The organism is Kitasatospora atroaurantiaca (genome assembly GCF_007828955.1).
Lineage (GTDB): Bacteria > Actinomycetota > Actinomycetes > Streptomycetales > Streptomycetaceae > Kitasatospora > Kitasatospora atroaurantiaca.
The window spans coordinates 1,360,272-1,382,815 of record NZ_VIVR01000001.1 but is presented as its reverse complement, the minus strand read 5'-3'; the positions used below and the strand labels follow the sequence as shown (position 1 = coordinate 1,382,815).

Below are 22,544 nucleotides of genomic sequence, written 5' to 3'. Positions count from 1 at the left end.
CTCACTCGGGTTTGGACTCCGCTCGTGCGGCGGCGTCCCGGGCCCGGGCGCCCGCCCTGGTCCGCCCGGCCGACACCTGGCGGTACGGGTAGCGCCGCAGGTACTCGGCCTCCAACTGCCCCATCCGCAGGGTGTGCCGTTGCAAGGCGTCGTCGGAACCCCAGAGGAAGGTCTCGTGCCGCGTGCGGTGCAGCTGCTCCAGCTCCCGCACCAGCACATCCGTGTCGAGGGCGGGCGGCGGGACGCCCGCAGACCTGTCCTGCAGGGTGTCGGGGTGTGGCATGGCCGTCCTCCTCGGAGATGTCGGCCCCCCTTGTACGGGTGCCCCGGTCAGGGCGTCGGTAACCGCGTTTCCCCTTCCGTCACACCGGGCACGTGCTGCCACATGGACCCCGTTCAGGCGCTCGAGCGGATCGCCTTCCTGCTGGAGCGCGAGCAGGCCTCGACCTACCGGGTGCAGGCCTTCCGGCACGCCGCCGACGCCGTCCGCGTTCGGCTCGCCGAGCACCCCGACCCCTCGGCTCTCGCGACCCACGCGACCCGGCTCGCGGGCGTCGGGCCGGTCACCGCGCAGGTGATCGCCGAGGCCCTGGCCGGCGGTACCCCGGCGTACCTCGCCGACCTGGAGGAACGCGCCCGCGAACCGCTGGCCACCGGCGGTGAGGAGCTGCACGCGGCCTTACGCGGCGACTGCCACACGCACTCCGACTGGTCCGACGGCGGCAGCCCGATCGAGACCATGGCCCGCACCGCGCAGCAGCTCGGCCACGAGTGGACCGTGCTCACCGACCACTCGCCCCGGCTGACCGTCGCCAAGGGCCTGAGCGCCGACCGGCTGCGCGCGCAGCTCGACGTCGTCGCCGAGCTCAACACCCGGCTCGCCCCCTTCAGGCTGCTCACCGGCATCGAGTGCGACATCCTGGACGACGGAGGCCTCGACCAGGAGGACGAACTGCTCGACCGGCTGGACGTGGTCGTCGCCTCCGTCCACTCCAAGCTCCGGATGGAACCGATGCTGATGACCCGTCGGCTGCTCGCCGCCGTCCGCAACCCGCGGGTGGACATCCTGGGCCACTGCACCGGCCGCCTCATCGGCGAGAAGCCCCGCCCCGAGTCGCAGTTCGACGCGGACAAGGTCTTCGCCGCCTGCGCGGACTCCGGCACCGCCGTCGAGATCAACTGCCGCCCCGAGCGCCGCGATCCGCCCGGCCGCCTGATCGAACGGGCCGTCGAGGCCGGCTGTCTGTTCGCCATCGACACCGACGCCCACGCACCCGGCCAGCTCAGCTGGCAGCCGTACGGCTGCGCCCGCGCGGCCCGGGCCGGCATCGGCCCCGAACGGATCGTCACCACCTGGACGGCCCGTCAGCTCCTGACCTGGACCGCGAGCCGGCGTACGCCGCGTACCCCGCGCCCCTCGCGCACCCGGCGGTGACGCCGTGCCCTCCCTGTCCGACCCCACGGAGACCGTCACCGAGATCGAGGGCCGCCGGCTGAAGCTCACCCACCTCGACAAGGTCCTCTACCCGGAGACCGGCTGGCCCAAGGCCGCCGCAGTGCACTACTACGCCCAGGTCGCACCCCTCCTGCTGCCCCACCTGGCCGGCCGCCCGGCCTCCTTCCTGCGCTTTCCCGAGGGCGTGGAGGGCGAGCGGTTCTGGGCCAAGCGCGTCCCGCCGGGCGCGCCGGACTGGGTGACCGCCCTCGATGTCACCCACAAGGAGGAGACCATCCGGCATGTCGTGGTCGCCGACCTGCCCACCCTGCTGTGGGCGGCCAACCTCGGCGCCCTCGAACTCCATGTGCCGCAGTGGCAGCACGACCCGGCCGAGCACGACCGGCTGATCATCGACCTCGACCCCGGGCCCGGCGCCACCGTCGTGGACTGCTGCGCCGTCGCCCTGCTGGCCCGCAAGGAGCTGCAGGCGGACGGTCTGACGGCCTGGCCCAAGACCTCCGGCGTCAAGGGCCTCCATCTGCTGGTGCCGATCCGGCCCGCCCCCGAGCACGAGGCCACCGCCTACGCCCGCCGCCTCGCCGGCCGGCTGCGCGCCGCGAACCCGGCCCTGATCGTCGACCGGATGGACAAGTCGCTGCGGGCCGGCCGGGTCTTCGTCGACTGGTCGCAGAACAACAGCGCCAAGACCACCGTCGCCCCCTACTCGCTGCGGGCCGGGCCCCGCCCCACGGTGTCCGCGCCGGTCACCTGGACCGCCGTACGGTCCTGCCGCCGGCCGGAGGAGCTGGTCCTGACGCCCGAGCAGGTGGCCGCCCGTACCCGGGACCCGATGGCGGACCTGACCGACCCGAGGAAGCACGGTGCCCTGCCGCACTGAGCGGCAGGGCTCCCGGCCCGGCGGACGAGGCGGTGGTCAGCCCCAGGCCATCTCGCCCTTGGCGACCTTCGGCCCGATCTGGGCCGCGATCAGCATGCCCGCGTCGGGGTAGCGCTCGACCAGCTCCGCCGTGGCCTCGGCGCCGTCGGAGGCGGCCGGGAGGATGGTCTCGAAGGCGAGCAGGTAGTCGCGGGTGTAGCGGATCGCGCTTGCGTCGGTGGCGGAGCCGGGAAGCCGGTGGCCGGGGACGACCAGCACCGGATCCAGCAGCTCCATGTCGTTCAGCAGCTCGATCCAGGCGGCGCGCTGCTCGGGCCGGGGGGTGTCGGCCGTCCACACGTGCTGGTTCTGGAACAGCAGCACGCCCCCGACGATCGCCCGGTGCCGGGCCTGCCACAGGTAGTGGCGGTCCGGCAGGAGGGGGTGGCCGCCCGTCAGCTCGAAGCGGTGGCCCTCGAAGAGGAGGTCGTCGGTCAGCGGCTGCAGCTCGACCAGGCGGGTCGGACGGTTGGCACCCACCGCCTCCCAGGCCTTGAGCTTGCCCTCGTGCGCGGCCCGGATGTGCGCGATGACGGGCGGCGTGGCGACAAGCTCCGCCCGCGGGAAGGCGTCGGCGACGACCTCCGCACCCCAGTAGTAGTCGGGGTCGGCGTGGCTGATGAAGACCTTGGTCAGTTCCTTGCCGGAGTCGAGGATCCCGGCGACCAGGCGGTGGCCGTCGGCCCGGGTGAACCCGGCGTCGATCAGGAGGGCCTGCCGCTCGCCGGTGATCAGGGTCGCGGTCTTGTTCCTGCTGCCGACCGGGAAGTCCAGGTCGATGACCTTGAAGTCGAGGGTGCTCAACGAAACTCCTCAGGATCGGGTCCGGGGCACGGTGGCGCACTCCGTAGGATTGCGTGATGTCCATACCCAAAGCCGAGCTGCACCTGCACATCGAAGGCACCCTGGAGCCCGAGCTGGCCTTCCGGCTGGCCGAGCGCAACGGCGTCACGCTGCCCTTCGCGAGCGTGGACGAGCTGCGCGCGGCGTACCGCTTCGATGATCTGCAGTCCTTCCTCGACCTGTACTACCGGTTGACGGAGGTGCTCGGCACCGAGCAGGACTTCACCGATCTGGCCGACGCCTATCTGGCCAGGGCCCGGGCGCAGGGCGTCCGGCATGCCGAGATCTTCTTCGACCCGCAGGCGCACCTCGCCCGCAAGGTCCCGATCGAGACGGTGATCGGCGGGCTGAGCGCCTCGCTCGACCGCAGCCAGGAGCGGTTCGGCATCACCACCGGCCTGATCCTCTGTTTCCTCCGCGACGAGCCGGCCGAGGCCGCGCTCGCGACGCTGGAGGCCGCGAAGCCGTACCTGGACAAGATCATCGCCGTCGGCCTGGACTCCGCCGAGGTCGGCAACCCGCCGTCCAAGTTCACCGCCGTGTACGAGCGCGCCCGTGAGCTGGGCCTGCGGGCCGTCGCCCACGCCGGGGAGGAGGGCCCCGCCTCGTACGTGTGGGAGGCGCTCGACCTGCTGCGGGTGGAGCGGATCGACCACGGCATCCGCTCGCTGGAGGACCCGGAGCTGGTCGAGCGCCTCGTCCGGGAGCGCGTCCCGCTGACGGTGTGCCCGTTCTCCAACGTCCGGCTGCGCTGCGTGGACACGCTGGCCGACCACCCGCTCCGGCGGATGCTCGACGCCGGTCTGGTCGCGACGGTCAACTCGGACGACCCGGCGTACTTCGGCGGGTACGTCGGCCAGAACCTCGTCGACACCACCGCCGCGCTCGGGCTGACCGAGGACCAGGTACGCACCCTGGCCCGCAACTCCTTCGAGGCCTCCTTCCTCGACGAGCCGACCCGGGCGCGCTACCTGGCCGAGGTCGAGGCCTACCGGTTCTGACCGGCGCGGGGGGTGAGCCGCCGCACGCGGCTGACGCACCGCCGGGCATCCCGGCGGTGCGTCAGCCTGCGTCCGTCAGACCCCGGCGGGTACGGCCACCCGCTCGTCCACCACCGGGACGGCGGTGGCGGGGGCCGGCCGGCGCAGGCCCTTGAGCAGGACCACCAGGGCCGCCGTGACCACCGTGCCCGCGGCGATGGAGAGCACGTACAGGACCGGGCTGCCGATCAGCGGCAGCACCCAGATTCCGCCGTGCGGGGCCCGCAGGGTGGATCCGAAGGCCATCGACAGGCCGCCCGCCGTCATGCTGCCCACGATCGCGGAGGGGATGACCCGCAGCGGGTCGGCGGCCGCGAACGGGATCGCACCCTCGGTGATGAAGGAGGCGCCGAGCACCCAGGCGGCCTTGCCGTTCTCCCGCTCCTCGCGGGTGAACAGCCTGCCGCGGACGACGGTGGCCAGGGCCAGGCCGAGCGGCGGCGTCATACCGGCGGCCATCACGGCGGCCATCACCTTGAGACTGCCGGCGTCCGGGGTGGCGCCGGCCGTGGTGAGCGCGCCCGCCGCGAAGGTGTACGCCACCTTGTTGAGCGGGCCGCCCATGTCGAAGGCCATCATCGCGCCGAGCAGCACCCCGAGCAGGATCGCGTTGGTGCCGGAGAGGCTGTTCAGCCAGTCGGTCAGGCCGCTCATCACCGAGGCGATCGGCGAGCCGATGACCACGAACATCAGGAACCCGACCACCGCCACCGAGAGCAGCGGGATGACGACCACCGGCATGATCCCGGCGATCGACCTCGGCACCCGCCAGCGCACCATCCAGCGCACCAGGAAGCCCGCGATCAGACCCGAGGCTATGCCGCCCAGGAAGCCCGCCCCGACGGTGAGGGAGATCGCGCCGCCGACCACGCCCGCGGCGAGTGCGGCGCGGTCCGCGATGGCGTACGCGATGTAGCCGGACAGGATCGGCACCAGGAAGCCGAAGGCCGCCTTGCCCGCCTGGAACAGCATCGCGGCCCAACTGTGCTGCGAGGCCCAGTCGAAGTGGCCGACCACGGACGGGGCGGAGGCGATCTCGTACCCGCCGATCGCGAAGCCGAGGGCGATCAGCAGACCGCCGGCCGCGACGAACGGGATCATGTAGCTGACGCCGGTCATCAGGTACTGGCGCAGGCGGTTGCCCCAGTGCTCGTCCTTGCGGACGGATGCGGTGGTGACGGGCGCGGTGCGGGTCGGGCCGGCCGCCTTGGCCAGCTCGGCGGCCTGCGCGACGAGGTCGTCGGCCCGGTTGACCCCGGCCTTGACGCCCACGTCGACGGTCGGCTTCCCGGCGAACCTGGCCTTGTCCCTGACCTCGACGTCGTGGGCGAAGATCACCGCGTCGGCGGCCGCGATCACGGCCGGGTCGAGCGGCGTGGAGCCGGCCGAGCCCTGGGTCTCGACGTGGATCTGCGCGCCCGCGCGGGCGGCCGCCTGCTCCAGGGCCTGGGCGGCCATGTAGGTGTGGGCGATACCGGTGGGGCAGGAGGTGACGGCGACCAGCCGAAGGGCCGTGTCCGCCGCCCGAACGGGCGGCTCGGCGGCCGGCTCGGCCGTCGGCTCGCCGTTGACCAGCGCGGCGACCGCGCCCGGGTCGGTCGCCGCCCGCAGCGCGCCGGTGAACTCCGGGTCCATCAGCCGCCGGGCCAGCGAGGCCAGGATCTGCAGATGGGCGTCGTCCGCACCGTCCGGCGCCGCGATCATGAAGACCAGGTCGGCGGGGAGCCCGTCCGGCGCGTCGAAGTCCAGGCCGCGCGAGCTGCGCCCGAAGGCCAGGCTCGGCCGGGTGACGTGGGCGGACCGGCAGTGCGGGATGCCGATGCCGTCGCCGAGCCCGGTGGGGGCCTGCGCCTCGCGGGCGGCGATGTCGGCGAGGAAGCCGTCGAGGTCGGTGACCCGGCCCTCGGCCACCAGCCGCTGGGCCAGGGCGCGCAGCGCCTCGGACTTGTCGTCGGGGGCCAGATAGAGATCGACGAGCGCTGGGGTGATCAGTCTGCCGGAGTCACTCATGGTCTTCAGTCCTTCTGCAGTCGTGCCTGTTGGTTCCCGTGCCCCCGGGTCCTTGGTTGTTCGGTCGCGGGTGGTTCAGTCGCGGGTGGTTCAGTCGCGCAGCACGCGCTCCGCCGGGATCTCGGCGGTCACCCTGACCGCCGCATGATCGAGATCGGCGGGGGTCGGCATCATGCTCCCCGGCAGCCGGACGGCCGCCGCACCGTGCGCTAGCGCGGCCGCCAGCGCCTTCAGCCCCGAGCCGCCCGCGCCCAGGAAGCCCGCCAGCGACGCATCGCCCGCTCCCACATCGCTGCGCACCTCGGCCACCGCCGCGGTGCCGAACCAACTGCCCTCCTCGGCGACCAGCAGCATGCCGTCGGCGCCGAGGCTCGCGAGTACCTGCTGCGCCCCGCGCTCCCGCAGCTCGCCCGCCGCCTCGACGACGTCGCCGACGGTGGCCAGCGGGCGGCCGACGGCCTCGGCCAGTTCCTCCCGGTTGGGCTTGACCACGTCCGGCCGCGCCTTCAGCGCCGCGAGCAGGGCGGGCCCCGAGGTGTCCAGGGCGATCCGGGCCCCGCCCGAGTGCACCTGGCCGACCAGCTCGGCGTACCAGTCGGGAGCCAGCCCGCGCGGCAGGCTGCCGCAGCAGGCCAGCCAGTCCACCTCGGGGCCGGTGAAGTCCCTCCGTACGGCGGCCAGTAGAGCGGCCGACTCATGCTCGCTGAGCTCGGGGCCGGGTGCGTTGATCTTGGTGAGGCCGTGGTCGGACTCGACGATGCTGACGTTGATCCGGGTCTCACCGCGCACCGGGACGGTGGCCACGGCGATGCCCTGGCGGAGCAGCAGGTCGGAGAGGAGCAGCCCGGAGAACCCGCCGAGCGGCAGGACGGCGGTGGTCCGGTGCCCGGCGGCGGTGAGCGCCCGGGCGACGTTGACGCCCTTGCCGCCGGGGTCGACGCGGTCGGTGGCGGCGCGGTTGACCTCGCCCCGGGACAGTGCCGGCAGCTCGTAGGTGCGGTCCAGGCTGGGGTTGGGGGTGATGGTGACGATCATGCGCGGATCACTTCCGGTCCGAGGTTCGCGATCTCTGCGGCCTGCTGGTCGGTCAGCCCGGTGTCGGTGACGAGGATGTCGACCTGCTCGAGCGACCCGAAGCGGGCGAAGTGCCGGGCGCCGTACTTGGCCGAGTCGGCGAGCAGCAGCACCCGGCGGGCCCCGGCCACCATGGCCCGCTTCACCGCCGCCTCGGCGAGGTCCGGAGTGCTGAGCCCGCCCTCGGGGGAGAAGCCGTTGGTGGCGATCACGGCGACGTCGGCGTGGACGTCCGCCAGGTCGCGCAGCGCCCAGGCGTCCACGGCGGCCTGGGTGCGGTGGCGCAGCCGGCCGCCGACCAGGTACAGGGTGAGGTCCGGGTGGTCGGCGAGGCGGGCGGCCACGGGGAGGGCGTTGGTCACCACGGTCAGGCGGCTGTCGAGGGGGAGCAGCGCGGCGAGCCGGGAGACCGTGGTGCCGGCGTCCAGCAGCAGGTTGCCCTCGGTGGGCAGCAGCGGCAGGGCGGCCCGGGCGATCCGCTCCTTCTCGGCGGCGGCGGTACTGTCCCGTTCGGCCAGCCCCGGCTCCAGGTGCAGTCCGCCCGCCGGGAGGGCGCCGCCGTGGACGCGGCGCAGCAGCCCGGCCCGGTCCAGCGCGCTGAGGTCGCGGCGGATGGTCTCCTGCGTGACGCCGAAGTCCTCGGCGAGCGAGGGCACGTCGACCCGCCCGTTTTCCTGGGCGAGGAGCAGGATCTGCTGCTGGCGCTCGGGAGCGTACATGTGGGATCAGATCCGTTTCATGTCTGTTTACGCCTGGTTAAGGCCAGACCATACGACAGCGGGATCGAAAAGCAAACACGTCCGGATGTCCGGTTTCAGATTGAGACGATTGCCCGAATCTGTTGACACCTGCGCTTGAACGGGCGTAGAACCAATCGAAACGCGCCGCTAACGGGCGTGAAACCACATACCGCCCGGACCTGTGCCCCTGCCCCCGAGCCACAGGTCCGGGCTTCCCCACCCGATCCACCCGAAGGAACCGTCATGCCCCAGCTCCTGGTCACCATCGGCTCGCAGAGCGGTCTCCATGCCCGTCCGGCGTCGCTCTTCGTCCAGGCCGCCGCCCGCCAGCCGGTCAAGGTCACCCTGGCCAAGCCGGGGCAGCACCCGGTGGACGCCCGCAGCCTGCTCTCCGTCCTGGCGCTCGGCGCGGGCCACGGCGACACCCTGGAGCTCGCCGCCGAGGGAGACCAGGCGCAGGGCGTCCTGGAGGAGCTCGCCGCGCTCCTCGGCAGCGACCTGGACGCGCGCGCATGACGCGGCTGCTCACCGGCATCGGGGTCGGCCTCGGCAGCGCGGCCGGCCCGGTGGCGCGGATGGCCGCCGCGCCGGCCCTGCCCGCACCCCGCATCGTGGCCGACCCGGCAGCGGAGGCGGCGGCCGTCCGCCGGGCCGTGACCGACGTCGCCGCCGAGCTGGCGCAGCGGGCCGCCCGGGCCACCGGGGTCGCCGCCGAGGTGCTGGCGGCCCAGGCGCTGATGGCGGCAGACCCCGTGCTGGCCGACCGGGCCGTCGAGCTCGTCGAGCAGGGCACGGACGGCGCCCACGCGCTGTCCGCCGCCTACGCGCGGTTCCGGGCCGACCTGCAGGCGGCAGGCGGCTTCTTCGCCGAGCGCGTCACCGACCTGGACGACCTGCGCAACCGCTCGGTCGCCCGGCTGCTCGGCCTGCCGACACCGGGACTGCCGGACCCGGGCCACCCGTACGTCCTGGTCGCCGAGGATCTCGCCCCGGCCGACACCGCGCTGCTCGACCCGGCGCGCGTCCTCGCCCTGGTCACCGCGCGCGGCGGGCCGACCAGCCACACCGCGATCCTGGCCAAGGCGCTCGGCCTGCCCGCCGTCGTCGGCTGCGCGGAGGCCGGCAGCCTGGCGGACGGCCAGGAGGTGCTCGTGCACGGCGCCGACGGCCTCGTCGAGGCCGGGCCGACCCCGCAGGCCGTCCGGCGGGCGGCCACGCGCGAACAGCACCGCCGGGAACGGGCCGACAACGTCCACGGCCCCGGCCGCACGGCGGACGGCCACCCCGTCGCGCTGCTGGTCAACCTCGGCGCGTCGCACGAACTGGCCGGCGCGGCGGCGGCCGACGCCGAGGGCGTCGGACTCTTCCGGACGGAGTTCCTCTACCTCGACCGCGCCCAGGCCCCCGGCCGCGAGGAGCAGACCGCCGCCTACCGGCAGGTCTTCGAGGCCTTCACCGGCCGCCGGGTGGTGGTCCGCACCCTGGACGCCGGCGCCGACAAGCCGCTGCCCTTCGCGAGCGCACCGGACGAGGAGAACCCGGCCCTCGGCATACGAGGCCTGCGCACCTCGGCCCGCGATCCGCAGCTGCTGGAGACCCAGCTGGCCGCCGTCGCCGCCGCCGCGCAGGGCAGCGGGGCGGAGGTCTGGGTGATGGCGCCGATGGTGTCCGTACCACGCGAGGCCGCCGAGTTCGCCGCCCGGGTCCGGGCGCACGGGCTGCCGGTGGCCGGCGCCATGGTGGAGGTTCCGGCGGCCGCGCTGCGGGCCGGGCGGCTGGCGGAGGTCTGCGACTTCCTCAGCATCGGCACCAACGACCTGGCGCAGTACGCCTTCGCCGCCGACCGCACCCTCGGCTCCCTCGCCGAGCTGCTGGACCCCTGGCAGCCCGCCCTGCTCGACCTGGTCGCCGCCACCGCCGGTGCGGCCGCCGAACGGGGCAGGCCGGTCGGCGTCTGCGGCGAGGCTGCCTCGGACCCGGCCCTGGCGCTGGTCCTGGTCGGGCTGGGCGTGACCAGTCTGTCCGCCGCGCCGTCCTGTCTCGCCGAGCTCCGGGCAGCGCTCGCCGCCCACACCCTCCAGGACTGCATCGAGCTGGCCGGGCTCGCCCTCGCAGCGCCGGACGCCGCCACCGCGCGGTCGGCGGTGCTCCGCCGCATCGGATGACTGCTGTTCCTCGCTCGCCGCCGGGCGGGACTGAGCGACACCCCGCCCGACCTCACCGACATCACCTGGTCCAGGCTCGCCGCGGCCGCGATCGCCCTCGGACTGACCTGCGGACTCATGCCGCTGCTCGGTGTCGCCCACCCGCCCGCGGGGGCGACGACGCTCATCGTCGCGATGGGACTGCTCCGCACACCGGGCCAGCTGGCGGTCATCATGCTCGCCGTCGTCCTGCTGGTCGTCCAGGGCCTGCTGGTCAACCGGCTGGCCGGGATCCCGTACCCCCTCTGGCGGCCGCTGCCCGCCCCGCCCGGTCGCTGAAGACTCCTGCCGCGGCCGCATCCCGTGTGGTAGACCGAGTGGGACCGGTGTGTTCCCCGGCCGGGTGCACATGCCGGCCCGACGGCCGGCCCGACGAGAGGATCCTTCCCATGTCGCAGCAGGTCAGGGCAGTCGTGGCGGCCGCCAAGGGCGCACCCGTGGAGCTCACGACGATCGTCGTGCCGGACCCGGGCCCGGGCGAGGCGGTGGTCCGCGTACAGGCCTGCGGGGTGTGCCACACCGACCTGCACTACCGCGAGGGCGGTATCAACGACGAGTTCCCGTTCCTGCTCGGCCACGAGGCGGCCGGGATCGTCGAGACCGTCGGCGCCGGGGTCACCGAGATCGCGCCGGGGGATTTCGTCATTCTCAACTGGCGTGCGGTGTGCGGGCAGTGCCGGGCCTGTCGGCGCGGCCGGCCGCAGTACTGCTTCGACACCCACAACGCGAAGCAGCGGATGACCCTGCTCGACGGCACCGAGCTGTCCCCGGCGCTGGGCATCGGCGCGTTCGCGGAGAAGACCCTGGTCGCGGCGGGGCAGTGCACCAAGGTCGACCCGGCGGCCGCGCCGGAGGTCGCCGGGCTGCTGGGTTGCGGGGTGATGGCCGGGCTGGGCGCGGCGATGAACACCGGCGGGGTCGGCAGGGGTGACTCGGTCGCGGTGATCGGCTGCGGCGGGGTCGGCGGGGCGGCGGTGACGGGCTCGCGGCTGGCGGGTGCGGCCCGGATCATCGCGGTGGACATCGACGACCGCAAACTCGACACCGCCCGCCGTCTGGGCGCCACCCACACCGTCAACTCCCGTACCACCGACCCGGTCGAGGCGATCCGCGAACTCACCGGCGGCCACGGCGCCGACGTGGTGATCGAGGCGGTGGGGCGGCCGGAGACGTACCGGCAGGCCTTCTACGCCCGCGACCTGGCGGGGACGGTGGTGCTGGTCGGGGTGCCCACGCCGGAGATGACGCTGGAGATCCCGCTGCTCGACGTCTTCGGCCGCGGCGGCGCCCTCAAGTCCTCCTGGTACGGGGACTGCCTGCCCTCACGGGACTTCCCGATGCTGATCGACCTCTACCTGCAGGGCCGTCTCGACCTCGGGGCGTTCGTCAGCGAGACCATCCGGCTGGACGGTGTGGAGGAGGCGTTCGCGCGCATGCAGCACGGCGACGTACTCCGCTCGGTGGTGCTGCTGTGACAGTGCGGCGGTTCAGGGCAGCGGCTCGGCGTGGACCGGTGTCTGGGGTGACTGGTGCCCGCCGCTGGCCAGCATCCGGACCTCGCCGAGGTCGCTGATCTCGGCGACCACGATGCCGGAGGCGTCCGCATACACAGGGTGACCGCCCGGACCGCTGGCTCCGGTGGCCTCCACGACCACCACGTCCTGCGGTGCGTGCGCACCGGGAGAGCCGGGAAATGTCAGCGCGTAGCGCCGCCCTCGGGTCATTGAGCAGCCTCCTCACCGATCCCCCGACCCATCCTAGGCACGTGCCGGGCCGGAGTCCCACCCGGCGTCCGGCGTCCGGTGGACACCTGGGACCGTACGCGCGTTCCGCGCCGCGGGCGGGACGACGCGCAGGACGGTCTCTGAGCCGGCCGGACGAAGCGGGGACGGCGTGGCCGGGGCGGACACCTGGAACTCGATCGGCGGGTCGGTCGGATCAGGCGGAGGGCTGCCCGACGGACCCGAACCGCCGGCTCCAGAGCTGCACCTCCTCGTCGCCGATCTTGGCGAAGAGCACCGGCGGCACGGTGAAGCCGGTCCCGGCGGGCACGAAGTCCAGGGCCCGCGCCTGCTCGGCGTCGACCCAGGTCCCCGTCCTGCCGCCCGGCGCGAAGACGTCTCGCATGGCCCGGCTGCCGGCCGGGATGAAGGGCTCGGAGACGACCGAGTAGAGGTGGATGAGGTTCATCGCGGTGCGCAGCGTGCGGGCTGCTCCCTCGGGGTCGGTCCTGACCTCCGTCCAGGGGGCCTTGGCGTCCAGATAGGAGTTGCCGGCGCTCCACAGCGCGCGCAGGCTCTGCGCGGCCTTGCGGAAGCTGAGGGCGTCCAGGTGACTCTCGTACTCGGCGAGGAGCTCGGCGATCTGCTCGCCCAGCCGTGCCTCGGCCGCGCCCGCCGGGCGGCCGGCGGGGACCTGTTCGCCGAAGCGTCTGCGGCTGAAGGACAGCACCCGGTTGACGAAGTTGCCGAGGGTGTCGGCGAGGTCCTTGTTGACGACCGAGGCGAAGAGCTCCCAGGTGAAGCTGGAGTCGTCGGACTCCGGGGCGTTCGCGATCAGGAAGTAGCGCCAGTAGTCGGCGGGCAGCAGTTCGAGCGCGGCGTCGGTGAAGATGCCCCGGCGCCGGCTGGTGGAGAACTTCCCGCCGTAGTACGTCAGCCAGTTGAAGGCCTTGACGTGGTCGACCTTCTTCCAGGGCTGCCGGGAACCGATGATCGTCGCCGGGAACATCACGGTGTGGAACGGGACGTTGTCCTTCGCCATGAACTGCGTGTAGCGGACGTCCTCGGCCTGGTACCACCAGGACCTCCAGTCACGCACGTCGCCCGCCGCCGCGGCGTCCGCCCACTCCTTCGTCGCGCCGATGTACTCGATCGGGGCGTCGAACCAGACGTAGAAGACCTTGCCCTCGGCGGCCAGCTTCGGCCACACGTCCGCCGGGACGGGCACACCCCAGTCCAGGTCGCGGGTGATCGAGCGGTCGCGCAGGCCTTCGGCGAGCCACTTGCGGGCGATCGAGGAGGCGAGGACGGGCCACTGGCCGGCGGTGGCGTCGAGCCACTCCTCGACCTCGGGGGTCAGCCTGGACTGCAGCAGGAACAGGTGCTCGGTGTCGCGGACCTCCAGGTCCGAGCTGCCGCTGATCGCCGAGCGGGCGTCGATCAGGTCGGTGGGGTCGAGGACCCGGGTGCAGTTCTCGCACTGGTCGCCGCGGGCCTGGTCGTAGCCGCAGTGCGGGCAGGTCCCGATGATGTAGCGGTCGGGGAGGAAACGCCCGTCGGCGGGCGAGTAGACCTGGCGTACCGTCCGTTCCTCGATGAAGCCGTGCGCGTGCAGCGCGCGGGCGATGTCCTGGGTGATCTCGCGGTTCTGCGCGGAGCTGCTGCGGCCGAAGTGGTCGAAGGACAGCTCGAAGCCCTCGTACACGGCCCTCTGCCGGCGGTGGGCGTCGGCGCAGAAGTCGGCGACCGGCTGACCGGCCTCCTGGGCGGCGAGCTCCGCCGGGGTGCCGTGCTCGTCCGTGGCGCAGATGTACAGGACCTCGTGGCCGCGCCCGCGCAGGTAGCGGGCGTAGACGTCCGCCGGGAGCATCGAGCCGACCATGTTGCCCAGGTGCTTGATCCCGTTGATGTACGGGAGGGCGCTGGTGATCAGGTGCCGAGCCAATCCCTCCTCCTTTCCTGACCCTCTGAAACGATCTCCACGGCGACGATGGCGGCGTCGTCGCCCAGCCGGCCGCCCGCATGGGCGAGCAGGTCGCGTTGCAGGTGCTGCAGCAGCCCGGCGGGGCGCTGGTCGGCCCAGGCGGTGATCCGCTCGGTGAGCGGATAGAACTCCCGCGCGGCGTTACGGGCCTCGATGACGCCGTCGGTGTAGATCAGCAGCCGGTCTCCCGGCTCGAAGGCGAACACGTCGACGTGGTAGTCCGGCGTCACCAGCGCGCCCAGGCCGAGCGGCGGCGCCGGCCGCAGGGCGTCCATGGCGGTGACCTGGCCGTCGCGCAGCAGCAGCGGCGGCGGGTGTCCGCAGTTGACCACCTGCGCCTTGAGGCCGGTGTCCGGGATGTCCAGGATCACCGCGGTGATGAACGACTCCGTGGCGGCCTCCCCGTTGGTCAGTCCGGCGAAGTCCCAGCTGACGCTGCCGTCCAGATAGGCGGTGAGCTCGGGCAGCGAGGCCTGCAGGTGGGCGGCCGCGCGGAAGGCCCCCAGCAGCAGGGCGGCGTCGCCGAGCGAGGTCAGGCCCTTGCCCCGGACGTCACCGACGATCAGCCGGGTGCCGGTGGCGGTCCGGGCGGCCGCGTAGAGGTCGCCGCCGATCTGGGCCTCGTCCTCGGCGGCCAGATAGACCGAGGCGACCTGCAGGGCGCCGATGCGCTCAGGCAGCGGTCTCAGCAGTACGCGCTGCGCAGCCTCCGACACCGAGCGGACCTGGAGCAGCTCCTGCGCATGCCTGTCCCGGACGGCGCAGAAGAGCACCACGAGCGTGGAGACCACGACCAGGGCGGCGATCTGCGCCTCGTGGTTGGAGTTGGTGAGCCCGTGGCGCAGGGCACCGATCACCGTCAGGGCCGCCACCGAGAGCAGGCCGACCAGTGCCGTGAGCCGGGCCCCGGCGAAGGAGGCGGTGATCGCGGGCGCCACCACGAGCAGCGGGCCCAGATGGATCTGCGGCGGCGCCAGCAGGTCGATCACGGTGATCGCGACGATCAGGCCGAGCGGCAGCGCCACCATCGCGCGTCCGGGCCGCCACGACCGGTGGATGTCTGCCAAACGCCGCCTGAGCGCCACTCCTACTCTCTACACCCCGACCGGTCGTGCCGCACCGCAGGCGCCACGACCGTCGGCCGAGGTGTTTCCACTCGGATTCCGCGCGCCGGTTCCGCCCCGTCGGGCGCCGCGCGGAGGGGATGTTCACCCAGCCGCCGGTTGATGCTCACGCGAGAGAGGGGCGGGCCATCGCCCGGGCCTCCTACCGTTCGGGCATCAGGGCCGCCAGGTTCTCCCATCCTCCATCAGCGGCCGGTGCCGTCGGCGATGCGACGGTCAGGCGCGCCTCGTCGAGCGGACGACAGATGAACGTTCTCGACCATGTCTCCCCGGACTCCCTCCCACGCGTCGGTGCAGCGCGATCGCACCCCGCTGCGCCGACCCGGCCGCTGCGCGCGCTCGTGATCACGGGCAGTGTCGGCGCCGGCCACAACGGCGCCGCCTCCGAGCTGGTACGGCGGCTGGAGGCACGTGGCCTGGAAGCCACCTACCGCGACTATCTGGACGCTCTGCCGCGTCGCTACCAGCGCCTGCTTCGGGACGGGTACGCCTTCAGCGCGGGCCGCGCCCCGGGCGTGTTCGACTGGTTGTTCCGCAGCGAGGAGCGCGACTCGGTGGTGCGCTCGCTCACCATGCGCCTGTGCCGACTGGCCTGCCGGGAGCTGGCGGAGTGGGTCGGCCAGGACTACGACGTCGTGGTGACCACCTTTCCCTTCGCCGCCCAGAGCCTGGGCATGCTGAAGCAGGACGGTGTCCTCACCGCCCCCGCGGTCTGCTACCTCACCGACCCGGCGCCGCACCGGCTCTGGGTGCACCCCGGCGTCGACGTGCACCTGACCGTCACCCAGGCCACCGCCGCAGAGGGCACCGAACGCTACGGGGTGCCGATGACCGCGGCCGGCCCGTTGGCGCCCGCCGCCTTCGCGGAGCCGGTCGACACGGCGAGGCGGCAGGCGCTGCGTACGGGCCTCGGTGTGCCGCCGGGGCGCCGGATGGCCCTGCTGGTGACGGGTTCGATGGGGCTCGGCGATGTGATGGCCGGTGTCCGTGCGCTGCGGGCGGTGGACGGCACCGTACCCGTCGTGCTCTGCGGGCGGAACGAGCGCCTGCGGCGGCGGATCGCGCGGCTGCCCGGAGTCGTGGCCCTGGGCTGGCGTGACGACGTGCCGGCGCTGATGGCCGCCGCCGACGTGCTCGTGCACAACGCCGGCGGGCTGTCCCTCACCGAGGCGCTGGTCGCGGGGCTGCCGGCGGTGAGCTACGAGGTGCTGTCCGGGCACGGGCGGGCGAACGCGGCCACCCTGGCCCGCTCCGGGCTCGCCCCGTGGCCCCGGACCCCGGCCACGCTCGCGGAGGCACTGGAGCAGCAGGCCGCCCGGGGCCGGGTGCACCTGCCGGAACTGCCCGAGCACCAGCAGGCGGCGAACGTCGTGGACGCTCTGGCGCGCCGTCGGCGTGCCGAGGAGACCGCGGGCCCCGAAGTACGGGCGGCCTGACGACTGACGACACGTCAGGTCAGGACGCCCTCGGCGCGGGCTCCGGCTCCGGCTCCACCGCCTCGCGCTCGATCTCGTGCTCCCGGACCAGCCACAGGGCCAGGGCCGCGCCGGCGAAACTGAGCAGGGCGCCGAGCATCAGCACCGTGTTGAGGCCCGAGAGGAACCCCTCGCGGGCCGCGTCCGAGACCGCCTGCCGGGACTGCGGGGCGACCGTGGCGAGCACCTGCCCCAGGTTGCCCGACGAGGCGGCCTCGGCGAGCTCGCGCGGGTGCGAGCCGGTCGCGGACGGAGTCCCGGCCGTCAGCTCGCGGATCTTGTCGGTGCCGCTGCCGATGAGGATCGCCCCCCAGACGGCGATGCCCACGGCGATGCCGACCTGCCGGAAGGTGTCGTTGATGCCGGCCGCCATGCCGCTGTTCTCCTTGGGCACCACGCTCACGGCCACGTCCGCGATCACCGGGTTGATCAGCCCGACCCCCGCGCCCGCGATCAGGAATCCACCGAGCAGGGTCGTCCAGTCGGAGCTCGCCTCGATGCCACTCATGAGGAGCAGCCCGAGACCGATCGCCGCGAGGCCGATGCTGAGCATCACCCGCGCCTGCACCCGCGACAGGAGCACGCCGGCGATCGGCGCCACGACGAAGCTGAGCACGGTGATCGGCAGGTAGCGCACGCCGGCCTGGAAGGGGGAGAGACCGAGGTAGTTCTGCAGGTACAGCGTCAGATAGAGGAACAGCGCGAAGAGCGAGCTCGAGACCGCGAAAGCGGCGAGCTGGACGCCGGTGAACGCGCGCCGCCTGAACAGTCCCAGGGGAAGCATCGGCTCGGAGACGACCTGCTCGACCACGATGAACGCGACCATCAGGACCGCGGAGCCGACGAACAACGACACGATCAGGGCGCTGCCCCAGCCCTCCGCGTTGCCCCGGACCAGCGCCAGCACCAGCAGGAAGAGCGAGATGCTGAACGTCGCGACGCCGGCCCAGTCGACGTGGGTCGCGTTCGGGTCGCGGCTCTCGCGCAGCTTCAGGTAGGTGACGACCATCGCGGCCGCGCCGATCGGCACGTTGAGATAGAAGATCGACTCCCAGCCCAGCGAGTCGGTGAGCGCTCCGCCGATGAGCGGGCCGACCGCCACGGCGACCCCGATCGTCGCGCCGTACATGCCCATCGCCATGCCACGCTCGCGCCCGGCCGCGAACTCCTGAGCGACCAGGGCCAGCGACACCGCGAACATCACCGCGCCGCCCACGCCCTGGACGGCGCGCGCCAGATTGAGGAAGGTCGGGTTCGGCGCCACCGCGCAGAGCAGTGACGCGAGGGAGAAGATCGCCAGACCGGCGGCGAAGGTCCGACGGCGTCCCAGCCGGTCGGCGAGCGAGCCGGCCGTCAGCACCAGCGCGGCGAGCGTCAGCGTGTAGGCGTCGAACACCCACTGAAGGTCGGTGAAGCTGGCGTTGAGATCCTTGCGGATCGACGGCAGCGCCACGTTGACGACCGTGATGTCGAGCAGAAGCATGAAGGTCGCCACCGAGACGGCGATCAGGGTCCACCACTTGCGTTCCACGGAAGCCCGATCTCTGTGTCACACCTGCTGGGTTGCGTTGGTCACTGCTCCGACGGTACGCAACGGTGCCGCGGGATCGGTGGACGAACACGGCTCAGTCGTCCGCGTGCAGCTCCGCGGGTGTGGCGATGAGGTCGACCAGCGCCTCGGCGCGCAGCGCGGTCAGCGCGAGCGGTCGCCCGATCGCGTCCGCCAGCATCAGCCGTTGCAGCGCCTGGGCGCTGGTCATCGGCTCGCCGGCGGCGGTGAGCAGCAGGTCGCCGGGGCGCAGGCCGGCCCGGTCGGCAGGGCCGGCGGGGACGATCTCGACGATGCGCAGGCCGGTGCCCTGGCCGGTGCGTTCGCGGACGGCGGGCGGCAGCGTGGTGGGCACGCCGGCCAGGCCGAGGTAGGCGCGGCGGATGCGCCCGTCGGACAGCAGGGTGGCGATGATCTGACGGCTGGTGGCATTGATCGGGATGGCCAGGCCGACCCCGTTCCCGGCCACCGCCGTGGTGATGCCGACCACCTCGCCGGCGGCGGTGGCGAGCGCCCCGCCGGAGTTGCCGGGGTTCAGTGCCGCGTCGGTCTGGATCACGTCGTCGATCACCCGCACGGCGGTGCCGGCCCTCGCCGGGAGGGAACGGCCGAGGGCGCTGACGACGCCCGCGGTGACGGTGCCGGCCAGCCCCAGCGGGTTGCCGACGGCGACCACCAGCTGCCCGACGCGCAGCCCGTTGGCCTCGCCCAGGCGTACCGGCGGCGGTGTCGGGGCGTCGGCCCGCAGCACGGCCAGGTCCGACAGCGGATCGGTCCCGATCGCGTGGAACGGCGCGGTGGTGCCGTCTCCGAACGAGAGCGTCCCGGCGTCGGCATGCCCCACCACGTGCGCGTTGGTGAGCAGGAAGCCGTCGTCGGTGAAGACCACGGCGGAGCCGGTCCCGGTCGTGAACCACCCGCGGCGGCCTCTGCGGACGACCTGCAGGGCGGCCACGCGCGGGGTCAGCTCCTCGGCCACCGTCGTGACGATCCGGGAGTAGGAGTCGAGCGCGGCGCGCTCCCCGGGAGAGCGGTCGGGCTCGGAGAGTGTCTCGGACACCGCTCGGCCCTTCTGGTTGCTGTTACAGGCCCTCACCAGTAACAACGCTCTGCCTGCCAGACTTCCTGCGCGTGCCCCACCCGGCCACCCGGTGGGACGGACCGGGGTGCAGGGGCGGTGACCAGGTGGCAGCGTGGCTCGGAAGAACCCCCCCACCGGAGGCGCGCATGTCCACGAAACCCGTACCCGAGGGCTATCCCTGGCTGATGCCGTACCTGTACGTCGACGGTGCGGCTGCCGCGATCGACTTCTACCGCTCGGTGTTCGGGGCCACCGAACGCTTGCGCTTCGCCGCGCCGGGCGGCAAGGTCGGGCACGCCGAGCTGCAGATCGGTGATTCGGTGCTGATGCTCGCGGACGAGTCCCGGGAGATGGGCGCGCTCGGGCCGAAGACGGTCGGCGGTACGGCCATGTCGATCGTGATCTACGTCGCCGACGTCGACGCGGCCGTCGCGCAGGCCGTTGCCCTGGGCGCCAAGGTGCTCCAGCCGGTGGAGAACAAGTTCTACGGCGACCGCACGGGCCAGATCGAGGACCCGTTCGGCCACAAGTGGGACGTCTCCACCCACGTCGAGGACGTCCCGCCCGAGGAGCTGGCCAGACGGGCGGCGGAGATGATGTCGGGCGGCTGATCACCCCCGGGGGGTGCCTGCGCCCTGCCACTGCCAGCCGGCGAGCATCACGTCCAGATCCCGTAGCCGGTCCGGCCAGTCGAGCTGCGGTGCCGAGAGGCCGACGAGCAGTTGCCGGGTGCCGTTCTCGATCAGGACGAACCGGACGCGGTCCTCTCCCGGGCCCTGTCCGTCGAGCACCAGGGCCCGATGCCCGGCCACGGCGATCTCCCGGCCTCCCTTCGCCAGGATCTTCGCCTTGCTCTCCTCGAACGGGAACTGCTCCGTCGGCCGGGTCACCGACAGCTGCGCCCGTATGAGGGAGCCCTCCGGGCGGGCCCGCAGCTCTGCCCCGGAGTCGTCCGGCTGGGAGCTGACGTCGAACCAGCCGAGGGCCAGCCGGAAGCGGTAGTCCGCTGCTCCCACCCAGCCCTGGTCGCCGATCGAGGCCCCGGCCATCGCCGGCGGGTGTGCGCTCTCGTGCGCCACCGTGTGGCCGGTCAGGAAGAGGCCTGCGAGCACCGGCAAGCCCGCCGCCAGCGTGAGCACGCGGCCCCGAAGCGCCCACGGCCGGACGGGTGACGGGAGCCGGCCCGCCACCCGTCGGCGCAGGCCGAGCCACGCCGGCAGCAGGAGTACGCAGAGCACGCCCGTCACTCCCGGCACGAGCGTCAGCATGACGGTGTCGGAGGCGGGCGCGGTCAGGCACCCCCTGCTGGACGGGCGCAGCGCGAAGGCGCCGACACAGCGGCCGAGGACGGGCTGAACCGTCAGGGCGATCGCCCCCGCGGCCGCACACACCAGCGCCGCCACACCTCCGCGGACCAGTCCCGTACGGGGCGATCGCCCGGCCGCCAGCAGGCCGGTCAGCAGCGCGATCACATCGACGACCGCGATCAGCAGGAACTGGAAGCGGATGACGAATTCATTGCCCCACCGGTCCAGCAGCGGCAGCCGGTGCGCCTGCCAGGCCGCCAGCAGGACCAGTACCAGGACGGCGGCACCCGCGACGAGCCCCGCCCGCAGTCCTGACCGGAGCGCGGACCTCATCCCGTCGGCTCGTGGTGCCCGGACCTCGGTGCGGTGCCGCGCCCTCAACCGTCCGGCTGCCCAGGCACACGTGGCGCCGACGGCCAGCACACCGACGCAGCCCAGCAGAGTCGTCACCGCTGCGGAGTTGTAGGCCACCCCGGCCAGGACGAGGGGTTCCGTGAGATTGGACAGCGCGGCCTGCGGGCCTTCCCCGGAGAGCGGAGCAGTCGTCAGGAACCCCAGGTCGACCAGGCGCAGCACCACCGTGTAGGCGGCGGCCGCGAGCGCGACCGCCGCCAGATGGACGGCAGGCCTTCCGCGCGCCGCCTGTGCCGCTGCGGTGGTCCCACGGACCACCCAGCAGGTCACGGGCGCGGTGACGGCGACCACGAGCAAGGTCCAGACGGCCATCCACACCGGCAGACCGAGCGCGCTGACGGGTCTGAAGGCCGTCTCCAGGGAGAGCAGCGATCCGATCGTCAGGCCGACGGACAGCCCCGTGCTGAACGGCCACACCCGGCCGTCATCGGACAGCGCGTCAGGACCGGACTCGAGTCTCCAGCGCCCGCCCACGACGACCGCGGCCACCAGCACGGCCATACCCGCGTTCGCCCAGACGGCCCGGTGCGGATCCGGTTCCTGCAGCCAAGCCGCCCTGTTCAGACCGGACAGCCCGACCATGGCGATCAGGCCGATGCCCAGACCGCCCGGGAAGTCCTGCCCGAACAGTGGCGCGGACCCGCGCAGTGCTGCCAACCGCAGGGCCGGCGCCGGATGCAGTCTCGGGCGGGCCCTCCGTACCGGGGACGGCATGCCCGCGAGGACCCTCGGCAGGGCATCCCCGTCCGCGCCCCAGGCGGCGAGTCGCGCATCGGCCTGGAACTCCCTGGCCCGGACCAGCGCCGCCAGCAGCACCCCGGTCACCGCCAGCAGGCCGAGCGTCCGTAGGACGAACCCCGCTGTCAACCCTGGATCGATGGCGATGTGCGCGCAGAGCCAGACCGCCGCTCCGCCGACGACCAGGGTGAACGCGCCGGTCAGTGCCAGCGCGGCGTACGTCAGATCGACATCCCGGTTGCGCACGTGCGCGAGTTCGTGCAGGACGGTGGCCCGGAACGCCGCCGGGTCGGTGTGGAAGCGCACCACGAGACCGGCGCTGAGTACGACCGCTCGTCTCCCGGGCGGCCCGTGGACGAAGGCCGAGGGCACCGGGTCGAAGGGGCGGCTGAGGAACCGCACCCGCCCGGTACCGGCGACGCGCCGCAGCCGCTCCAGCTCGGCAAGGAGGAGCGCGGCGTCCGAGGGGTCGAAGCTCCGTAGCCGGTAGCGCCGGTGCAGCACCCAGGGATGCGCCGCGTACAGCAGGGCCGCCACCGCCAGCACGATGAGCAGGCCACCGACGAGCCAGCGCAGGAGGTCGGACTGCGCGGGAGCCACGCAGGCCTCCAGCGCCCCGAGGTCGGCACGGGAGGACGACGCCCACTCCGCGACGGAGGGGAGATCGGTGAGGCGGTCGGGCGGGGCGTTCAGCAGGTGGTCGGTGAGGCACTGACCCCACAACCGGGCCCAGTGCCTGCCCTGGGGGGTGAGCGCGAAGAGCCCTCGGAAGACGATCAGGGTCGATACCGCCACCTGCAGCGAGAGCAGCCCGAACAGAACGGACGTGACGGCGCGTCCGGTCGGCCGGAGCCCGGCCCTCACC

General features: G+C 73.2%; 20 protein-coding genes. 9 read left to right on the top strand and 11 right to left on the bottom strand.

The window, feature by feature from the left end; all coding sequences use genetic code 11:
• Position 1: 1 nt before the first annotated feature.
• Entirely contained in the window at positions 2 to 283 is a 282-nt protein-coding gene (locus tag FB465_RS06220) for a DUF6158 family protein (RefSeq protein WP_246192539.1), read from the bottom strand.
• A gap of 102 nt (positions 284 to 385) precedes the next feature.
• Here FB465_RS06220 and FB465_RS06215 point away from each other — a divergent pair, with 102 nt between their 5' ends.
• Both FB465_RS06215 and ligD read left to right on the top strand, forming a co-directional pair.
• Positions 386 to 1,435 (top strand): PHP domain-containing protein, encoded by a 1,050-nt coding sequence (locus FB465_RS06215; RefSeq protein ID WP_145788306.1) that lies wholly within the window; start codon positions 386 to 388, stop codon positions 1,433 to 1,435.
• Between the two features lie 4 nt (positions 1,436 to 1,439).
• Positions 1,440 to 2,336, top strand: coding sequence for a non-homologous end-joining DNA ligase (gene ligD / locus FB465_RS06210; protein WP_246192538.1), 897 nt, complete (start codon positions 1,440 to 1,442; stop codon positions 2,334 to 2,336).
• Between the two features lie 36 nt (positions 2,337 to 2,372).
• On the opposite strand, the gene FB465_RS06205 is transcribed toward ligD, so the two are convergent.
• A complete protein-coding gene (locus FB465_RS06205) occupies positions 2,373 to 3,179 on the bottom strand; it encodes an MBL fold metallo-hydrolase (protein WP_145788304.1) in 807 nt (268 codons plus the stop codon).
• A 56-nt stretch (positions 3,180 to 3,235) separates the two neighbouring features.
• Here FB465_RS06205 and FB465_RS06200 point away from each other — a divergent pair, with 56 nt between their 5' ends.
• On the top strand, positions 3,236 to 4,219 hold the full coding sequence (locus tag FB465_RS06200) for an adenosine deaminase (RefSeq protein WP_145788302.1): 984 nt from the start codon (positions 3,236 to 3,238) through the stop codon (positions 4,217 to 4,219).
• Between the two features lie 75 nt (positions 4,220 to 4,294).
• On the opposite strand, the gene FB465_RS06195 is transcribed toward FB465_RS06200, so the two are convergent.
• From FB465_RS06195 to FB465_RS06185, 3 genes are all read right to left on the bottom strand, one after another.
• Positions 4,295 to 6,268, bottom strand: a complete 1,974-nt coding sequence (locus FB465_RS06195) for a PTS fructose transporter subunit IIABC (RefSeq protein WP_145788300.1) — start codon at positions 6,266 to 6,268, stop codon at positions 4,295 to 4,297.
• Positions 6,269 to 6,358: 90 nt separating this feature from the next.
• On the bottom strand, positions 6,359 to 7,303 hold the full coding sequence (gene pfkB, locus FB465_RS06190) for a 1-phosphofructokinase (protein WP_145788298.1): 945 nt from the start codon (positions 7,301 to 7,303) through the stop codon (positions 6,359 to 6,361).
• Positions 7,300 to 8,061, bottom strand: coding sequence for a DeoR/GlpR family DNA-binding transcription regulator (locus tag FB465_RS06185; protein WP_145788297.1), 762 nt, complete (start codon positions 8,059 to 8,061; stop codon positions 7,300 to 7,302). The genes pfkB and FB465_RS06185 overlap by 4 nt, the downstream gene beginning before the upstream one ends.
• Positions 8,062 to 8,325: 264 nt before the next feature.
• Between FB465_RS06185 and FB465_RS06180 the strand changes: the two genes are divergently transcribed.
• The 4 genes from FB465_RS06180 to FB465_RS06165 all read left to right on the top strand — a co-directional run bounded on the left by FB465_RS06180 (position 8,326) and on the right by FB465_RS06165 (position 11,761).
• The gene (locus FB465_RS06180; protein ID WP_145788295.1) at positions 8,326 to 8,598 is read left to right on the top strand and encodes an HPr family phosphocarrier protein; all 273 of its coding nucleotides are present in this window, start codon (positions 8,326 to 8,328) and stop codon (positions 8,596 to 8,598) included.
• Entirely contained in the window at positions 8,595 to 10,247 is a 1,653-nt protein-coding gene (ptsP, locus tag FB465_RS06175) for a phosphoenolpyruvate--protein phosphotransferase (protein ID WP_145788294.1), read from the top strand. Before FB465_RS06180 ends, ptsP begins: the two co-directional genes overlap by 4 nt.
• Positions 10,248 to 10,565 carry an HPP family protein gene (locus FB465_RS36245; RefSeq protein WP_145788292.1) on the top strand — a complete coding sequence of 106 codons (318 nt, stop codon included), beginning with the start codon at positions 10,248 to 10,250 and terminating at the stop codon, positions 10,563 to 10,565.
• 110 nt (positions 10,566 to 10,675) lie between these two features.
• Positions 10,676 to 11,761, top strand: coding sequence for an S-(hydroxymethyl)mycothiol dehydrogenase (locus FB465_RS06165; RefSeq protein WP_145788290.1), 1,086 nt, complete (start codon positions 10,676 to 10,678; stop codon positions 11,759 to 11,761).
• A gap of 12 nt (positions 11,762 to 11,773) precedes the next feature.
• On the opposite strand, the gene FB465_RS06160 is transcribed toward FB465_RS06165, so the two are convergent.
• The 3 genes from FB465_RS06160 to FB465_RS06150 all read right to left on the bottom strand — a co-directional run bounded on the left by FB465_RS06160 (position 11,774) and on the right by FB465_RS06150 (position 15,019).
• On the bottom strand, positions 11,774 to 12,010 hold the full coding sequence (locus FB465_RS06160; protein WP_145788289.1) for a DUF6296 family protein: 237 nt from the start codon (positions 12,008 to 12,010) through the stop codon (positions 11,774 to 11,776).
• Positions 12,011 to 12,224: 214 nt separating this feature from the next.
• Positions 12,225 to 13,952, bottom strand: a complete 1,728-nt coding sequence (gene metG / locus FB465_RS06155) for a methionine--tRNA ligase (protein WP_145788287.1) — start codon at positions 13,950 to 13,952, stop codon at positions 12,225 to 12,227.
• Positions 13,937 to 15,019, bottom strand: coding sequence for a PP2C family protein-serine/threonine phosphatase (locus tag FB465_RS06150; protein WP_145797169.1), 1,083 nt, complete (start codon positions 15,017 to 15,019; stop codon positions 13,937 to 13,939). The genes metG and FB465_RS06150 overlap by 16 nt, the downstream gene beginning before the upstream one ends.
• Before the next feature lie 341 nt (positions 15,020 to 15,360).
• Between FB465_RS06150 and FB465_RS06145 the strand changes: the two genes are divergently transcribed.
• Positions 15,361 to 16,551 (top strand): MGDG synthase family glycosyltransferase, encoded by a 1,191-nt coding sequence (locus FB465_RS06145; RefSeq protein WP_170290510.1) that lies wholly within the window; start codon positions 15,361 to 15,363, stop codon positions 16,549 to 16,551.
• Between the two features lie 19 nt (positions 16,552 to 16,570).
• Here FB465_RS06145 and FB465_RS06140 read toward each other — a convergent pair whose 3' ends face one another.
• Both FB465_RS06140 and FB465_RS06135 read right to left on the bottom strand, forming a co-directional pair.
• A complete protein-coding gene (locus FB465_RS06140) occupies positions 16,571 to 18,121 on the bottom strand; it encodes an MFS transporter (RefSeq protein ID WP_145788283.1) in 1,551 nt (516 codons plus the stop codon).
• A gap of 94 nt (positions 18,122 to 18,215) precedes the next feature.
• A complete protein-coding gene (locus FB465_RS06135; RefSeq protein ID WP_145788281.1) occupies positions 18,216 to 19,199 on the bottom strand; it encodes a S1C family serine protease in 984 nt (327 codons plus the stop codon).
• A gap of 167 nt (positions 19,200 to 19,366) precedes the next feature.
• Between FB465_RS06135 and FB465_RS06130 the strand changes: the two genes are divergently transcribed.
• Positions 19,367 to 19,831, top strand: a complete 465-nt coding sequence (locus FB465_RS06130) for a VOC family protein (RefSeq protein WP_145788279.1) — start codon at positions 19,367 to 19,369, stop codon at positions 19,829 to 19,831.
• Here FB465_RS06130 and FB465_RS06125 read toward each other — a convergent pair whose 3' ends face one another.
• Entirely contained in the window at positions 19,832 to 22,543 is a 2,712-nt protein-coding gene (locus tag FB465_RS06125; protein ID WP_170290509.1) for a M48 family metallopeptidase, read from the bottom strand. It abuts the gene before it with no gap.
• Position 22,544: the final 1 nt, after the last annotated feature.

Bases quoted from the DNA above. Each gene is read 5' to 3' on its own strand.
- FB465_RS06200 (WP_145788302.1), top strand. From the start codon at position 3,236: ATGTCCATACCCAAAGCCGAGCTGCACCTGCACATCGAAGGCACCCTG.
- FB465_RS06195 (WP_145788300.1), bottom strand. From the start codon at position 6,268: ATGAGTGACTCCGGCAGACTGATCACCCCAGCGCTCGTCGATCTCTAT.
- ptsP (WP_145788294.1), top strand. From the start codon at position 8,595: ATGACGCGGCTGCTCACCGGCATCGGGGTCGGCCTCGGCAGCGCGGCC.
- FB465_RS06185 (WP_145788297.1), bottom strand. From the start codon at position 8,061: ATGTACGCTCCCGAGCGCCAGCAGCAGATCCTGCTCCTCGCCCAGGAA.
- FB465_RS06160 (WP_145788289.1), bottom strand. From the start codon at position 12,010: ATGACCCGAGGGCGGCGCTACGCGCTGACATTTCCCGGCTCTCCCGGT.
- FB465_RS06145 (WP_170290510.1), top strand. From the start codon at position 15,361: ATGAACGTTCTCGACCATGTCTCCCCGGACTCCCTCCCACGCGTCGGT.
- FB465_RS06150 (WP_145797169.1), bottom strand. From the start codon at position 15,019: ATGGTGGCGCTGCCGCTCGGCCTGATCGTCGCGATCACCGTGATCGAC.
- FB465_RS06220 (WP_246192539.1), bottom strand. From the start codon at position 283: ATGCCACACCCCGACACCCTGCAGGACAGGTCTGCGGGCGTCCCGCCG.
- FB465_RS06180 (WP_145788295.1), top strand. From the start codon at position 8,326: ATGCCCCAGCTCCTGGTCACCATCGGCTCGCAGAGCGGTCTCCATGCC.
- FB465_RS06130 (WP_145788279.1), top strand. From the start codon at position 19,367: ATGTCCACGAAACCCGTACCCGAGGGCTATCCCTGGCTGATGCCGTAC.
- FB465_RS06215 (WP_145788306.1), top strand. From the start codon at position 386: ATGGACCCCGTTCAGGCGCTCGAGCGGATCGCCTTCCTGCTGGAGCGC.
- pfkB (WP_145788298.1), bottom strand. From the start codon at position 7,303: ATGATCGTCACCATCACCCCCAACCCCAGCCTGGACCGCACCTACGAG.
- FB465_RS06165 (WP_145788290.1), top strand. From the start codon at position 10,676: ATGTCGCAGCAGGTCAGGGCAGTCGTGGCGGCCGCCAAGGGCGCACCC.